12 protein-coding genes are annotated in these 15491 nt (G+C 70.9%); 5 read left to right on the top strand and 7 right to left on the bottom strand.

Translation table 11 applies throughout. The annotated features are described in order from the left end of the window. Window positions 1–121 precede the first annotated feature (121 nt). A complete protein-coding gene (gene cckA, locus BM249_RS08020; protein WP_091970671.1) occupies window positions 122–2776 on the top strand; it encodes a cell cycle histidine kinase CckA in 2655 nt (884 codons plus the stop codon). Window positions 2777–2917: 141 nt separating this feature from the next. Next, window positions 2918–4009, top strand: coding sequence for a recombinase RecA (gene recA, locus BM249_RS08015; protein WP_091970669.1), 1092 nt, complete (start codon window positions 2918–2920; stop codon window positions 4007–4009). A 177-nt stretch (window positions 4010–4186) separates the two neighbouring features. On the opposite strand, the gene BM249_RS08010 is transcribed toward recA, so the two are convergent. Continuing rightward, complete coding sequence (locus BM249_RS08010; protein WP_091970667.1) at window positions 4187–5857, bottom strand: methyl-accepting chemotaxis protein; 1671 nt, start codon at window positions 5855–5857, stop codon at window positions 4187–4189. 404 nt (window positions 5858–6261) lie between these two features. On the opposite strand from BM249_RS08010, the gene BM249_RS08005 reads away from it, so the two are divergent. Further along, entirely contained in the window at window positions 6262–6471 is a 210-nt protein-coding gene (locus BM249_RS08005; protein ID WP_091970665.1) for a hypothetical protein, read from the top strand. After that, complete coding sequence (locus BM249_RS08000; RefSeq protein WP_244528641.1) at window positions 6468–6920, top strand: hypothetical protein; 453 nt, start codon at window positions 6468–6470, stop codon at window positions 6918–6920. Before BM249_RS08005 ends, BM249_RS08000 begins: the two co-directional genes overlap by 4 nt. Window positions 6921–7026: 106 nt before the next feature. Here BM249_RS08000 and BM249_RS07995 read toward each other — a convergent pair whose 3' ends face one another. The 6 genes from BM249_RS07995 to BM249_RS07970 form a co-directional block, all read right to left on the bottom strand. After that, window positions 7027–8274: an Hsp70 family protein gene (locus BM249_RS07995; RefSeq protein ID WP_091970661.1), complete on the bottom strand. Its 1248-nt coding sequence runs from the start codon at window positions 8272–8274 to the stop codon at window positions 7027–7029. A 107-nt stretch (window positions 8275–8381) separates the two neighbouring features. Continuing rightward, complete coding sequence (locus tag BM249_RS07990; protein ID WP_091970659.1) at window positions 8382–9698, bottom strand: replication-associated recombination protein A; 1317 nt, start codon at window positions 9696–9698, stop codon at window positions 8382–8384. A 50-nt stretch (window positions 9699–9748) separates the two neighbouring features. Then, on the bottom strand, window positions 9749–11209 hold the full coding sequence (locus tag BM249_RS07985) for a Do family serine endopeptidase (RefSeq protein ID WP_091970657.1): 1461 nt from the start codon (window positions 11207–11209) through the stop codon (window positions 9749–9751). Between the two features lie 167 nt (window positions 11210–11376). After that, window positions 11377–12207 carry a hypothetical protein gene (locus BM249_RS07980; protein ID WP_091970655.1) on the bottom strand — a complete coding sequence of 277 codons (831 nt, stop codon included), beginning with the start codon at window positions 12205–12207 and terminating at the stop codon, window positions 11377–11379. 135 nt (window positions 12208–12342) lie between these two features. Beyond that, a complete protein-coding gene (locus BM249_RS07975; protein WP_091970653.1) occupies window positions 12343–12705 on the bottom strand; it encodes a phasin in 363 nt (120 codons plus the stop codon). A gap of 159 nt (window positions 12706–12864) precedes the next feature. Continuing rightward, entirely contained in the window at window positions 12865–14082 is a 1218-nt protein-coding gene (locus BM249_RS07970) for a glycosyltransferase (RefSeq protein WP_091970651.1), read from the bottom strand. Between the two features lie 110 nt (window positions 14083–14192). Here BM249_RS07970 and BM249_RS07965 point away from each other — a divergent pair, with 110 nt between their 5' ends. Beyond that, window positions 14193–15455 (top strand): glycosyltransferase family 4 protein, encoded by a 1263-nt coding sequence (locus tag BM249_RS07965; protein WP_091970650.1) that lies wholly within the window; start codon window positions 14193–14195, stop codon window positions 15453–15455. The last annotated feature ends 36 nt before the right edge of the window (window positions 15456–15491 follow it).

The raw sequence follows: 15491 nt of genomic DNA, 5'->3' as shown, positions 1-15491 counted from the left end.
AAAGCCACTGTTTATGCACCTTTCGACCTGTACTGTGCCGGGAGCCGCGGCGGGATGCGCCTTGCCGCGCGCGTGGGCCGGGCGCTACCCCCGATGCCGATGACAGGTGGATCGACCCCCGATGGCTGAGTTCAGCGGACCAACCAAGGCCGCGCCGAACGCGATCGACCGGTCCGAGCGGCCCGGCCGCGTCGGGCTGCTCCTCGTCCTGGCGGGCCTCCTCGTGGGTGCGGCCGTCGGCCTGTCCTTCGTGGCCAACGAACAGGCCCAGCCCCTCATCCTCGGCCTCCTGGCGCTGCTGGCCATGGCGGGCGTGTTCTGCCTGTTCGCCCTCGCCATCGGGGCGCTCCAGCTCGCGGGCCAGACCGGGCGGGACGACATCACCAAGGCCATCGTGGACGCCGCCCCCGAGGGCAGCATCGTGGTGGAGGAGGGCGGCCGCCTCATCTACGCCAACGAGGCGTATCTGCGCATCGTCGGCGGCGAGACCTTCGCGAACCTGCGCGCCGTCGAGCGGGTGTTCGTGGGCTCGCCGGAGGTGTCGGAGGCCGTCTATCGCCTCGCCGAGGCCGCCCGCGAGGGCCTGAGCCACGGCGAGGAGATTCGCATGGCGCCGCCCCCCGACGGGCTCGGCGACCGGGCCTTCGCTTGGTACCGCATCGCCGTGCGGCCCATCGACCGGCCGCGCCGGCCCGCCGCCCTCTGGAGCGTGGCCGACATCACCCACGAGCGCGAGCGCCAGGAGAACGTCTTCCAGGAGCTCCAGCACGCCATCGACTACCTCGACCACGCGCCCGCCGGCTTCCTCTCCATCGATCCGGCCGGGTCCGTCGTGTACATGAACGCCACCCTGGCGGCGTGGCTCGGCTACGACCTCGCCACCGTCGGTTCGGGCGGCCTGCGCCTGCCCGAGATCGCCCCCGGGGCCGACGTGCTCACGGCCTCGGGCGGCCTGCCGGGCGAGGTCCGCACCGACCGGTTCGACCTCGATCTGCGCCGCCGCAACGGCCATCCGCTCCCCGTCCGGCTCTACCACCGCGTCGCCTTCGGGCAGGACGGCAAGCCCGGCCCCTCGCGCACCATCGTGCTCAACCGCTCGGCCGGAGCCGAGACCGACGAGCCCCAGCGCGCCGCCGAAGTGCGCCTCGCCCGCTTCCTCAACAACAGCCCCATCGCCATAGCCACGGTGGATCGCCACGGCCATATCGGCCGGGCCAACGCCTCGTTCGCCCGCCTGTTCGGCGGCACCGCCCGGCAGGCGATGCCGGACGGGGCCGGGAGCCTCGCGGCCGAGCCCGTGGTGCGCGACGCCCTCGTCGAGCGCGACCACCCCGGCTTCGACGCCGCCCTGGCCAAGGCGTCGGGCGGCCTCGCCGTGATCGAGCCCATCGAGGTGACGCTGACGGGGCCGGGCAACCGCTCGGCTCGGGTCTGGCTCAGCCCGGCCGGCGTCGAGGGCAACGCCCCGGCGGGCAGCACCGACGCGGAGCCGAACGACCGCGAGCGGGTGATCCTCTACGCCCTCGACACCACGGCCCAGCGCCAGCTCGAACAGCAGGTGGCCCAGGCCCAGAAGATGGACACCGTGGGCCAGCTCGCCGGCGGCATCGCGCACGACTTCAACAACGTCCTCCAGGCGATCATCGGCTATTCGGACCTGCTGCTCGCCAGCCACCGTCCGACGGACCCGGCGTTCCAGGACATCATGCAGATCAAGCAGAACGCCAACCGGGCCGCGTCCCTGGTGCGTCAGCTCCTCGCCTTCTCTCGCCGCCAGACCTTGCGGCCCGAGGTGATGAGCGTCGGCGAGGCGCTGTCCGACCTCACCCTCCTGTTGAAGCGCCTGCTCGGCGAGCGGGTCGACCTCGACCTCAAGCACGGGCGCGAGATCTGGCCGATCAAGGCCGACGTCAACCAGTTCGAGCAAGTCATCGTCAACCTCGCGGTCAACGCCCGCGACGCCATGCCGGAGGGCGGGCGCCTCCTCATCCGCACGCACAACGTGCTCCACGACTCCGCCCCGGCGGAAGCCCGTCTCGGCATGCCGGAGGGCGACCACGTCCTCATCGAGGTCATCGACACCGGCCAGGGCATCCCGCCCGACGTCATGGAGAAGATCTTCGAGCCGTTCTTCACCACGAAGGAGATCGGCAAGGGCACGGGTCTCGGCCTCTCGACGGTGTTCGGCATCGTCAAGCAGAGCGGCGGCACCATCGACGTGCGCTCCACGGTGGGGGAGGGCACCACCTTCCGGCTCTACTTCCCCCGCCACGTGCCGGCGGCCGAGCCCGAGCCCGTCCTCCCCGTGGCGACGGAGACCAACAGCGGCGAGATCGCCGCCCACCGCCTCAAGGGCACGCCCGAACTCGCCGCCCCCTCGCCGCGCAAGCCCGCCCCCGACCATACCGGCCAGGGCGTCATCCTGCTCGTCGAGGACGAGGACCCCGTGCGGGCCGTCAACAGCCGCGCCCTGTCGGCCCGGGGCTACACGGTGCTCGAAGCCGCGTCGGGCCTCGACGCCCTGAAGATCATCGAGGACACCGACCAGCCCATCGACCTCGTGGTCTCAGACGTGGTGATGCCCGAGATGGACGGCCCGACCCTGCTGCGCGAGCTGCGCAAGCACCACCCCGAGCTCAAGGTGATCTTCGTCTCCGGCTACGCCGAGGACGCCTTCCGCAAGAACCTCCCCGACGGCGAGGACTTCAACTTCCTGCCCAAACCCTTCAGCCTGAAGCAGCTCGTCGAGACGGTGAAGGAAACCATCGCGCGGTGAATTTTTGCGGGGCGTTCCCTCCGGCGTTCACGGGCAATCCTTGGGCGCCGGCCTTGCACAATGAGAACAAAACAGGTACATCCAGCGTCATCCGGAGCGCATTGAGCCTGGCTCCCACCCCATGCATAAGGAACCCGACGAATGGCCCAGCCCGCGCTGAAAGTTGTGGACGCTCCCATGGTGGACAAGGACAAGGCGAAGGCGATCGACGCCGCGCTGTCGCAGATCGAACGGGCCTTCGGGAAGGGCTCGATCATGCGCCTGGGCAAGAACGCCCAGGTGGCGGAGGTGGAGGTGGTGTCCACGGGGTCCCTCGGCCTCGACATCGCACTCGGCGTCGGCGGCCTGCCGCGCGGCCGGGTCATCGAGGTCTACGGTCCGGAATCGTCGGGCAAGACCACGCTCGCCCTCCACACCATCGCGGAGGCCCAGAAGAAGGGCGGCGTCTGCGCCTTCGTGGATGCCGAGCACGCCCTCGACCCGATCTACGCCCGCAAGCTCGGGGTGCAGCTCGACGACCTGCTCATCTCGCAGCCCGATACCGGCGAGCAGGCCCTCGAGATCACCGACACCCTGGTGCGCTCGGGCGCCATCGACGTCCTCGTGGTCGATTCCGTGGCGGCCCTGACGCCGCGCGCCGAGATCGAGGGCGAGATGGGCGACAGCCAGCCCGGCCTCCAGGCCCGGCTCATGAGCCAGGCCCTGCGCAAGCTCACGGGCTCGATCTCGCGCTCGAAGTGCATGGTCATCTTCATCAACCAGATCCGGATGAAGATCGGCGTCATGTACGGCAGCCCGGAGACCACCACGGGCGGCAACGCCCTGAAGTTCTACGCGTCCGTGCGCCTCGACATCCGCCGCGTCTCGACCCTCAAGGATCGCGACGAGGCCATCGGCAACCAGGTCCGCGTCAAGGTGGTGAAGAACAAGGTCGCCCCGCCGTTCAAGCAGGTCGAGTTCGACATCATGTTCGGCGAGGGCGTCTCGAAGGTGGGCGAACTCATCGACCTCGGGGTCAAGGCCGGCATCGTCGAGAAGTCGGGCGCCTGGTTCTCGTACAACAGCCAGCGCCTCGGCCAGGGTCGCGAGAACTCGAAGGGCTTCCTGCGCGACAACCCCGAGATCGCCGCCAAGATCGAAGCGGCGATCCGCCAGAATTCCGGCATCCTCGCCGACAAGATCCTGGATACGGCGAAACCCACGGAAGAGGATCTCGACGAGGGCGAAGCCTGAGACCGGCCTCGAAGCCGGGGCAGGGGACTGGAAAACAGGAAGCCGCCGGGTCCCGAGCCCGGCGGCTTCTCGCTTGTTGGGTCCATCTCCGAAGAGGTCACACACCTCACCCTGTCCCTCTCCTTTCAGGAGAGGGAACCAGCGCTCCCCAACGACCGCTTCGAGGGAGGGGCCGTCTCAGGCCGCCCGCACCGTCGCGAGGAACCGGGCGACCTCGGCATGCAGGTGCTCGGACTGGCGCGAGAGTTCGGAGGCCGCGCCGAGAACCTGGGTCGCGGCGGCGCCCGTCTCCCCGGCGGTCTCGGCGACGCCGCCGATATGGCTCGTCACCGCATCCGTGCCGGCCGCCGCCTCGGCGACATTGCGGACGATCTCCTGGGTGGCGCCGCCCTGCTCGTCCACCGCCGCCGCGATGCCGGTGGTGACCGTGTCGATCTCGCGGATGCGGGTGGTGATGTCGGCGATCGCCGAGACCGCCTGACCCGTCGCCGTCTGAATCTGGGCGATCTGCCCCGAGATCTCCTCCGTCGCCCGCGCCGTCTGCGTCGCGAGTTCCTTCACCTCGGCAGCCACCACGGCGAAGCCCCGGCCGGCATCGCCGGCCCGGGCCGCCTCGATGGTGGCGTTCAGCGCCAGCAGATTCGTCTGCCCGGCGATGCTGGAGATGAGGGCGACGACGTCGCCGATGCGAGCGGCCGCCTGGGACAGGGTCTCCACCAGGGAGGCGGTCCGGTCGGCCTGCTGCACGGCGCCCTGGGCGAGGGTGGTGGACCCGGCCACCTGCCGCCCGATCTCACGCACGGAGGCGCTCAGTTCCTCGGCCGCCGTGGCCACCATGGTGACGTTGGTGGCGGCCTCCGAGGCGGTGGTCGCCACGGTGGCGGACTGGTTGGCGGTCTGCGTCGCCGTCGCCGACAGGGTCTGGGCCGTGGCCTGAAGTTCCGTGGCGGCGGAGGTGACCGTGCCGACGATGCCGCTCACCGCGCCCTCGAAGGCGTTCGCCATGTCCTGCATCATCGCCGTGCGCCGCGCCGCCGCGGCGGCCTCGCCCGCCCGCTGTTCCGCTCGCAGCGCTTCGGCCTCGACGAGGCCGTCCCGGAACACCGCGAGGGAGGCGGCGATGGAGCCGATCTCGTTGCGGCTGTCCGCGTAGGGGATCGGGGTCGCGAGCCGGCCGGCCGCGATGGTCCGCATCGCCTCGGTGATACGGGCGAGGGGCCGGGTGACGCCGCGCAGGACGAACAGAATGCCGCCGAGGCCGAGGATCACGCCGAAAGCGCAGACCGCCAGGGTCAATGCGACGGCGCGCTCGTAGATGGTCTGGGCCTGCTTCGCCGCCGCATCCGCGCCGGCGGCGTTCAGGGACGCGGCCTTGTCGATGGCGAGCATCAGGTCATTGAAGACCGGGCGGGAGGCGTCGAACGTCGTGAAGGTCTTGGCCGCGTCGCCGGCCCGAACGGCGGCGGGAAACGCCCGTCGCGTCGCGTCGTAGCGGGCGAAGCCCTCGGTGATCTGGCGGAACAGGGCCGCCTCCTCCGGCGCGTTCACCAGGGGCTCGTACTGCTTGAGGGCGGCGCTGACGGCGGCCGAGCGCTCTTCGCCAACCCTCTCGAGATCGGCGACGGGCTCCTTGGCGATGACGTAGCGCGAATCGACGAGGCGCAGGCGGGTGAGGGTGTACTTGACCTTGCCCACGGCGTGCACGCTCGGCAGCCAGTTCTCAGCGAGGCTCACCGTGCCGTCGTTGAGATTTCGCAGCTGACTGACCGCCAGAAAGCCCTGCAGGCCAAGCCCGAGGGTCAGCAGGCTCACGATGGCGGTGAGAACGGTTTTGAGGGATGCGCGCACGGAACCGATCCTCGAAGGCCCGATCAACGAGGGCCGCGCACGTCGCGGCACACCTCGGATCGACCAATCCAAGGTAGAGGTTTTCCGTTAAGCGACCCCTCCTTTCGCAACGCGTTCCGGCGTGGCGCACCGGATCGCGTGCGATGCCCATCGAGAACGCGCCGCCTCCCCCCCGCGGACGGGTGGCCCGGGCCTGACCGCGCGAGGAAGGACACGCACGACCGGACGTGGATCGACCGTGGACCGGACAAGATCGATACCGCCGCAGCAACTTGACGGACAGCGGAAACCCATCATTCTCTGGCCCGCAACAAGCAAAGGAGCCGGCTCCGTCGCAATAATCATGAGAAATTCATGAGATCGACTGTCGGACTCCCCGCGAACGATTGATAGGCCCAGATCGCATGTCCCAACACCACAAGCATGCTTCCGTCGCGGTGGCGCAGACCCTGTTCGACGGGATGCCTCCGGCCGAACAGGCGCAGGTTCGGGCCGAGGCGGAGGCCAAGGGCGTCAGCCCCATCGAGATCGTGCGCCTGTCCCTCGACATCCTCATCGCGGAATCCCGGCCAGCCTCCGCCCCGGTGCGCGGAACCGGGCCGACGGGCGCGTGACGCCGACTGGCATCGCCCCCGGCCTGTGCCGGCCCGGCCGCCTCGATCTCGGGAGACCGAGGCGAGCGATGCTGCTCTCGGCGATGCTGTCCCTGGCGCTGCCGGTCTCGGGGCTCCCCGTCCGCGCGCAGGTGGTGGAGGACGGCTCCGACGCGGGTCTCGCCAAGGCGGCGATCCGCACGGTCCTCGACCTCGTCGCCGAGCGCTTCGCGGCCCTCGACCCGAAGGTCAGCGCCCTGCGCCGGGCCGAGGGCGGTTGGATCTGCGGTTCGGTGAACGTCAAGAATCGCGAGGGTCTCTACCTCGGCGAGCGCGGATTCGTGGTCGATCCGGCCACCCGGTTCTTCGGGCGGGTGCCGGACGGTCCCGAGCTGCTCAACCCGCGCGCCGCGGGGTTCGCCGAAATGGAGCGAATCCGGGAGGCGTATTTCCGCCGCTGCCTCGACTGAGGGGACGGGGACCCGCCCCCACCACGATGCGGCCCCGGACGAACTCCGTTCGGGGCCTTCGGATCGCCGAGGCGCGCGGGACCGAAGGGATCGCCCGGAAACGGTCTCAGGCCGCGCGCCGGGCCGCCTCGATGGTGAGGCCGGTGCCGACGGAGCCGAAGGTGTCGCCATCGACCACGCGGGCGCCCGGCACCGTGGCGGTGAGGGCGGCGCGGACATGCGGCAGGCCGGTGGAGCCGCCCGTGAGGAACAGGGCGTCGATGCGGTCGGCGGTGAGTCCCGCCTGGGCGAGGCAGCGGCCGACGCGCTCGGCGATGCGGCGGGCGAGTTCGTCCGTATGGGTCACGAGGCCCGCCCGGTCGACCTGCGCCGCGAGGCCGCGCTCGACCCAATCGAGGTCGATGCTGCCCTGGCCGGCATCCGAGGTCGCGATCTTGGCGCCCTCCACCGCCATGGCCAGCGAATGGCCGCGCTCGGCCTCCACCACCGTGTACAGCCGGTCGATGAGTTCGGGGCGCTTGGCGTCGCGGCGCACCTCCTCGATCTCCCTCAAGGTCCGGGCGTTGTACAGACGGTTGATGCTCGACCAGGTGGCGAGGTCGTGGAAATAGGCGTTGGGCACGTTGATGTCGCCCCGGCTCATGGGGGTGCCGAGGCCCAGCAGCGGCATCACCGTGCCGAGGCTCAGGCGCCGGTCGAAATCGGTGCCGCCGATGCGCACGCCGTCATTGGCCAGGATATCGTCGCCGCGCTCCGCCTTGGCGTGGCGCTCGGGCGAGAGCCGCACGATGGAGAAATCCGAGGTGCCGCCGCCGATATCGGCGATGAGGGCGATCTCCTCCGCGCGCACCTGCTGCTCGTAATCGAGGGCCGCCGCGATGGGCTCGAACTGAAAGGAGACGTGACGGAAGCCGATGCCGTTGGCGATCTCCCGCAGGGCGTTCTCGGCCTTGGTGTCGCCCTCCGGATCGGCATCGACGAAGTGGACGGGACGGCCATGCACCACGGTGTCGAATTCCGTGCCGCCCGCCTCCTCGGCGCGGGCCTTCACGGCCGTGAGGTAGCGGGCGATGACATCGCGGAACTTGATGCGCTCGCGCCCCACGGGGGTGGTCTCCTCCAGCAGGGAGGAGCCGAGGACGGATTTGAGGCTGCGCATGAGCCGTCCGGGCGTGCCCTCGACGTACTCGCCCATGGCGGCGCGGCCGACGAAGGCGGGCTGGCCGGGGGGGAAGAAGATCGCGCTCGGAATCGTCACGTGCCGCCCCTCCAGGGGCAGCAGGCGCGGGCGCGCCTCGGTGACGAGGCCCAGGGTGGTGTTCGAGGTACCGAAATCGAGGCCGCAGGCCGCCATGGTGGGTCTCCGGCAAAGGGCGGATAGGCTGGGCCGGCTCACCTACAGGCTCGCCCGCCTCCGGTCCACCGGCTTTTGTGCGTTGCGATGGTGCGGAGCCGCTCGCCTCACTCCCCCGCTCCCCGCCGGATCGCGCGCAAACGCTCCCAATGCGCCAAGCGGTCGGTGTAGCGCTGTTCCATGCCCCGGTCGGTGGGCTCGTAGAAATGCTGGCGGCCGAGCTTTTCCGGCCAGTAATCCTGGCCCGAAAACGCGTCGGGCTCGTCGTGGTCGTAGCGGTAGCCGTCGCCGTAGCCGATCTTGCGCATGAGCTTCGTCGAGCCGTTGAGGATGGTGCGGGGCGGCGGCAGGGAGCCGTGCTCCTTCGCCACCCGGGTCGCGGCCTTGTAGGCGGTGTAGACGGCGTTCGATTTCGGCGCGCAGGCGAGGTAGACCGTCACTTGCGCCAGGGCCAGTTCGCCCTCCGGCGAGCCGAGGAAATCGAACGCGTCCTTGGCGGCGGTGGCCACCACCAGGGCCTGGGGGTCGGCCAGCCCGATATCCTCCACCGCCATGCGGACGAGGCGGCGGGCGATGAACAGCCGGTCCTCGCCGCCGTCGAGCATCCGGCAGAGATAGTAGAGCGCCGCGTCCGGGTCGGAGCCGCGCACGGTCTTGTGCAGGGCCGAAATGAGATTGTAGTGGCCTTCCTGCGACTTGTCGTAGATCGGCGCGCGGCGCTGGATGAGGGTCTGAAGATCGTCCGCGCCGAAGATCTCGTCCGCCTTGGCCGAGCGCCAGATCTCCTCCGCGAGGGTGAGCGACGCGCGCCCATCGCCGTCCGCCATGCGCACGAGGACGTCGCGGGCCTCCTCGGTCAGGGGCAGCGGCCGCCCGGTCAGGTCCTCGGCCCGCCGCAGCAGCTTGGCGATCGCCGCCTCGTCGAGGGAGCGGAACAGCAGGACGCGGGCGCGCGACAGCAGGGCGGCGTTGAGCTCGAAGGACGGGTTCTCGGTGGTGGCGCCCACCAGCGTCACGGTGCCGTCCTCCATCACGGGCAGGAAGGCATCGAGCTGGGCGCGGTTGAAGCGGTGGATCTCGTCGACGAACAGCAAAGTGCCGCGCCCGAGGCTGCGGCGCTGGCGCGCGGCCTCGAACACTTTCTTCAGATCGGCGATGCCGGAAAAGATCGCCGAGATCTGCTCGAAATGCAGGTCGGTCTCGTGGGCGAGGAGCCGCGCCACCGTGGTCTTGCCCGTGCCGGGCGGCCCCCAGAACACCAGGGAACCGAAGGACTTGCCGGCGAGCAGGCGCGTTAGGGCCCCGTCCGGCCCGGTGAGGTGCTCCTGCCCCACCACCTCCGCGAGGGTCCGGGGCCGGAGGCGGTCGGCGAGGGGGCGCGGCGCGGCGTTCTGGAGACCGGCGGAGGCGAAGAGATCGGACATGGGGGCATCAAGACGCGGGCGGGGCGGCGGCGCAACCGGGCCGGGGGGTCCTATCCCCCGAACACCGACGTCAGCACCTCGCCGCCCCGGTTGATCGAGACCTCCCACATGTTGAGGCTGTTGCGGGTGACGCGTTCCAGGTCCTTCGTGGTCGCGATCGGCAGGCCGTTGATGGCCACGATGATGTCGCCCTTCTGCAGGCCGGCGCGGGCCGCGATGGAGTTCTCGTCGACGCCCGAGACGGCGACGCCCTCGGCGGGCAGGTCCATCTGGATCTCTTCCGAGACGGCCGGCGAGGTGTTGACGAGGGTCGCGCCCATGAAGGGCGAGCGGGTGCGGACCTTCAGGGTGTCGCGCGGGCGCGTCTCCGGCGCGGGGCCGAGCTTCACCGCCACGGTGGTGCGGCCGGTGCCGCGCAGCACGGCGAAGGTGGTGGTGCCGCTCAGGCCCTTGAGGGCGAAGCGGTAGCCGAAGGCTTCGGGATCGTCGACGGTCTTGCCGTCGACGCTGAGGATGAGGTCGCCCCGCTTCAGGCCCGCCTCCTCGGCCGGGCTCTTGGGCTGAAGACTCGCCACGAGGACGCCCGTGGGATGGTCGAGGCCCATGCTCTCGGCGATGTCGGGCGTGACGCTCTGGACGCGGGCGCCGAGCCAGGGCCGGCGTACGGCGGTGGCGCCGCCCTTGGCGGTCTCCACCACGGCGCGGACCATGCTCGCGGGAATCGCGAAGCCGATGCCGTGGCTGCCGCCCGATTGCGAGAAGATCGCCGTGTTGATGCCGACGAGCTGGCCCTTCAGGTCGACGAGCGCTCCGCCGGAATTGCCCGGATTGATCGCCGCATCCGTCTGGATGAAGAACTGGTAGTCCGAGGACCCGACCTGGGTGCGGGCGAGCGCCGAGACGATGCCCTGCGTCACCGTCTGGCCGACGCCGAACGGGTTGCCGATGGCGAGGACGAAATCGCCGACCTCCAGGGCTTCGGAATCGCCGAACGGCATCGCCGTGAGGCCCCCCGTCGGGCTCTTGATCTTGATGACGGCGAGATCCGTGCGCGGATCGCGCAGGACGATGGACGCCTCGAACTCCCGCCGGTCGGCGAGCGCCACTCGGACCTCGTTCATGTTCTCGATGACGTGGTTGTTGGTGATGACGAGGCCGGATTCGTCGACGATGACGCCGGAGCCGAGGGATTTCTGCGCCCGCTCGCCCGGGGCGCCGCCCCGCCCCCGTCCCCCCCCGTTCTCCCCGAAGAACCGGCGCATGAACTCGTCCATGGCGCTGCGGCTCGCCCCGCGCGGCTCGGTATGGGAGGCGTAGACGTTGACCACGGAGGGCGCCGCGCGCTTCACCACGGGGGCGAAGGACAGCTGAACCTGGGCTTTCGATTGGGGCACCGCCTTCTCGGCGACGCTCGGCAGCTTGTCCGACGTCTGCGCCATCTGGGCGCCGGCCGGCCCGGCGACGAGCAGGGCTGCCGCGAGGGGCAGGATGGTCAGGGGCAGGCGCGGCATCGAGAACTCCCGAGAAACGAACCGGTCGGCCCCGCCGGAGACGGCGGTGGCCGGGGATGAGTTCGGGTTATCTAGACGCGCCATGGGCCCGGTGCGAGGGGCGGGGACGTTCGCCGCCGCGGGCGCTCGATACCGATCCGGGCTCCGTTTCCCGGGCGGAGCGGGGATCAGGCCCGGCCGATCCCGGCGGCCAGCCGTCCGGCCCGGCGAGCCAGGGCGGAGAAGCAGGTGAGCGACGCATCCGCCGCCCGCTGCATCTCGCTGACTTGGATGCGCAGGAGATCGGCCGGGGTCTTGGCGCTGGACAGGCTCTGCCAATGCGCCATGGCGGCGTTGCCCTCGTTGCGCAGGAACGTGAGGAGGGTGGCGTTCGCTTCCGCGATCTCGCCGATCACGTCGATGGAAACCCCGCTGGTGATCCGGATCGCATCGCGCGTCTGGGTCGGGATCGCTTCCGGCGCCACCACCGCCGGGGGAGGGGTGACCACATCCGTCGCCGCGACGGGCTCGGGGGCCGGATCGGTGTCGGGGGCGGCCTCCACGGCCTCGGGCGGCTGCATCAGGGCCGGTTCGGCCCGATCATGGACGGCCTCGTCGGGAGAGGCTTCCTGGGAGTTGGTATCTTGGGAGGTAGTATCTTGGGAAGTGGCTTCTTGAGGGGCGGAATCTTGGGGAGCGGAATCTTGGGGAGCGGCTTGCTCGACGCGCGCGGCATCGGCGGTGGCGTCCTCGGGGGCGGCGGATGCCTCGGGCTCGGCCGGCGCAGCCTCGGAGGCGGGGGCCGGATGGCCGCCGGCAACGTCGATGGCCTCGGGCGACACCGTCTCCAGAAGGGCGTCGTGGACCGACGGCGCGTGGTCCTCCGTCACAGGCAGCTCCGGAGCCACGGTCTCGGCAACAGCCTCGACCGGCGGAATCTCGGAGATCGTCCCGCCCTTGTCCTCGGCATTCCGCGCCACGCTCGGCCGCGCGGTCGGCTTTCTACGCCGTTTCACCATGGCCACCGTCTCCTCGAATCGTATTGCGGTATCCTATCCCGAACCGGCGCGCCGTGCCGACCCGTGGGGACGGGCCGGTGTCGCAGGGCGCGCCGCCGGGCGGGCGATGGCCGCTGGCGGTCGCGGCGGGGTCGCTCAGGCGGAGGGGCGCAGGGCGGTCTGGGCCAGGGCGCCGAGATCCTTGGCCTGGGTCTGCAGGCTGGCGATCTGCGAGCGCAGGAACTCGGTCTGCAGCTCGAAGGCCTCGCGGGGGTCGCGGGTGCGGACGAGCTTCTGGGCGAAATCGAACGTCGCGGTGGCGTTCTCCTGAGCATGGTCGAAGCTCTTGGCGATGGCGGTCTGCACCGTCGTCTGAACGGTCTTCGAGGAGGCCTGGAGCTGCTCGGCGGTCTTCGACGCGGTGCCGAGGAGGCTGCCGACGGCAGTGCGGGCCTGATCGACGCTCTTCTCGGCGAAAGCGCGGATCTCGGTGGGGATCTCGAAAGTCTGGCCGCTCATGACGATTCTCTCTCGTGAAGGGAGGGGGCGCACCGATTCGCCGCGCCGCGTCAGCTTTATGTTGCAGTGCAATATAAACGTCAAGACTGTCACAGCCGGAAAGTGCCGCTCTCCCGCCCGCGTCTGCATTGATCGCCCGAGACGATCATCTCGACATCATCATGCGGCGTGCTCGTCGCGGATACGCCTATAGACGGCTCCCAGGGCGGCGGCGTGCGCCGCCCCGGTCATGGGCGCCGCCCAGTAGCGGTCGCTCGCCGCCCGCCCGAGGGCGCGGACGGTCGCGTCGTCGGAGAGGCGGCGCAGGGCCTCCGCCAGGGGCTCGACCTCCGGGGCGACGGCGAACCCGTTGACGCCGTCGACGATCTTCTCGGCCGAGCCCGCGCGGGTGGAGGCGATGACCGGGAGCCCATGGGCGAGGGCTTCATAGACCGTGAGCGGGCCGGTCTCGTACCAGCGCGACGGGGCCACGAGGGCGCGCGCCCGCACCCGGACGGTCTCCCAGACCGCCTCGGGGCTGCGCCAGCCCAGGATCTCGACGCCCGGCATGGCGGCGAGCTCCGCTTCCAGGGGACCGGCGCCGATGAACAGGGCCGGCAGGCCGGCCCGCGCGGCGGCGGCGGCCACGAGGTCGGCGCCCTTCTCACGCGTCAGGCGGCCGACATACACCACGGCGTCGCCCCGGGCCGGATCGGCCGGGGCCACCCGCGCCACCCGGACGGGATTGTCGATCCGGTGGTGGATGAGATCGTGGTGGCGCAGCAGCCCGCCCATCCGATCGAGGCTGGCGTCACTCACATGGATCACGTCGAGGCGCCGTCCGCTCAAGGTTCGGCGCAGGATTCCCGTGCGCCCCACCCGCACGAGCTTGTGCAGGCGGCCGCGCCCATCGCAGGGCGCCGCGAGACATCCGGCCGACAGGGGCGCGAGGGTGCAGGGACCCTGGGTGTCGAAGCGGTAATAGACCCCGTTCGGACAGGCCAGGAAGTAATCGTGCAGGGTCACGACCACGGGCAGGTCCCGCGCGAACAGGACCGGGAACAGGCTCGGCGACAGGCTGCGGGTCCATTGGTGGAGGTGAACGAGGTCCGGCCGCGCGGAAAGACCGTCGAGGGCGGCCCCGAGGCGGGCGGCGGCGGCGGCGTCCCAGAGGCCCGCGAAGGCGGCCCGATGGGCGGGCCGCTCCCAGATGTCGGTGTTGTGGAGCGGCACGCGGGTGATGCCGGGATGGTCGAGGAGCGCATCGGCCGGGCCGTCGATGCCCTGGAGATAGGTGACGGCGTGCCCGGCCTCCGCGAGACCGCGGGCGGATTCCACCGCGACCTTCTCGGCGCCGCCGCTCGCCACGGCGAATTCGGCCAGGATCACGATGTTCATGCCGCCCGGTGCTCGAACGAGGAATCGAAGACGAATGTCGGTTTACCGGCGGTCAACGCAACGCGCGGTAAATCTCCTCCCGTCGCGGGTCGTCGAGGGAAGCGTTCGCCATGCACGTCGTCCTCGTCGTCGATCACGCCTTCATCAACGGCGGTCAGGCCAAGGTGGCCCTCGATGCCGCCCTCGGGCTACGGCGGCGGGGCCACCGCGTGACGGTGTTCGCCGCCGTCGGCCCCGCCGATCCGCGCCTCGCCGCCGCCGGCATCCGGGTGGTGTGCTTGGGCCAGGACGACATCGCCTCGACGACGAACAAGCTCGCCTTCGCCGTCCAGGCGATCTGGAACCGGCCCGCCGCCCGGCGTCTCGCGCAAGAACTCGCCGGCCTCGACCCCGCCGACACGGTGGTGCATGTCCACGCCTTCGCCAAGGCCCTGTCGCCCGCCATCGGCGTGAGCCTGCGGGCCTCGGGCCTGCCGCTCCTCTACACCATGCACGAGTTCTTCCTCGTCTGCCCCAATGGCGGCTTCTACGACTATCCCGCCAACGCCATCTGCCACCGCACCCCGATGTCGCGCGCCTGCATCGCGACGAACTGCGACGCCCGCAGCTATCCGCGCAAGCTCCTGCGGGTGGTGCGCCACGCCGCCCTCGACCACGTCGCGGGAATGCGCCGGCTGTTTCCCCACATCGTCACCATCAGCGCCCTGCAGCAGCGGGTGATCACCCCTTACCTGCCGGCCGAGACGGTGTTCCACCGGGTCGACAACCCCATCGCGGTGGAGCCGGCACCGCCCCGCGCCGGGTCGCCGGGCGACTTCCTGTTCGTGGGCCGCATCTCCGCCGAGAAGGGCGCGCCGATCTTCGCCGAGGCGGCGCGGCGGGCCGGGGTCCGTCCGGTCTTCGTCGGCGACGGACCCGCCGCCGCCGGCCTCGCGGCGCAGTACCCGGAAGCGGTGATGCTCGGCTGGAAGGACGAGGCCGCCGTCCACGCCCTCATGCGCGGGGCGCGCGCCCTGGTGTTCCCGAGCGTCTGGTACGAGGGCCAGCCGCTCACGGTCTACGAGGCGCTGGCCTGCGGCGCGCCGGTCATCGTCAGCGATGCCTGCGCCGGCCGCGAGGCGGTGGAGGACGGCGAGACCGGGTTCTGGTTCCGCTCCGGCGACGCCGATGCCCTGGCGGCCCACCTCGTCCGCCTCGGCGACGATGCCCTCGCCATCCGCATGAGCCGGGCGGCCCAGGCCCGCTACTGGGCGGCGCCCCTGACCCTGGACAACCACCTCGACCGGATCGGCTCCGTCTACGATCAGGTTCTGCGCACCGCCGGGGCAACGGCCCGCGCCGACGCCCGTCCGGCCGTCGCGGCCCTCTCCTGACTTTCGTGCCGTCGGCGGATCGGGGGCGGGCGCCCC

This window comes from Methylobacterium gossipiicola (assembly GCF_900113485.1).
GTDB lineage: Bacteria > Pseudomonadota > Alphaproteobacteria > Rhizobiales > Beijerinckiaceae > Methylobacterium > Methylobacterium gossipiicola.
Note: the sequence above shows the minus strand (reverse complement) of the source record. Positions and strands in the feature narration are given on the sequence as shown.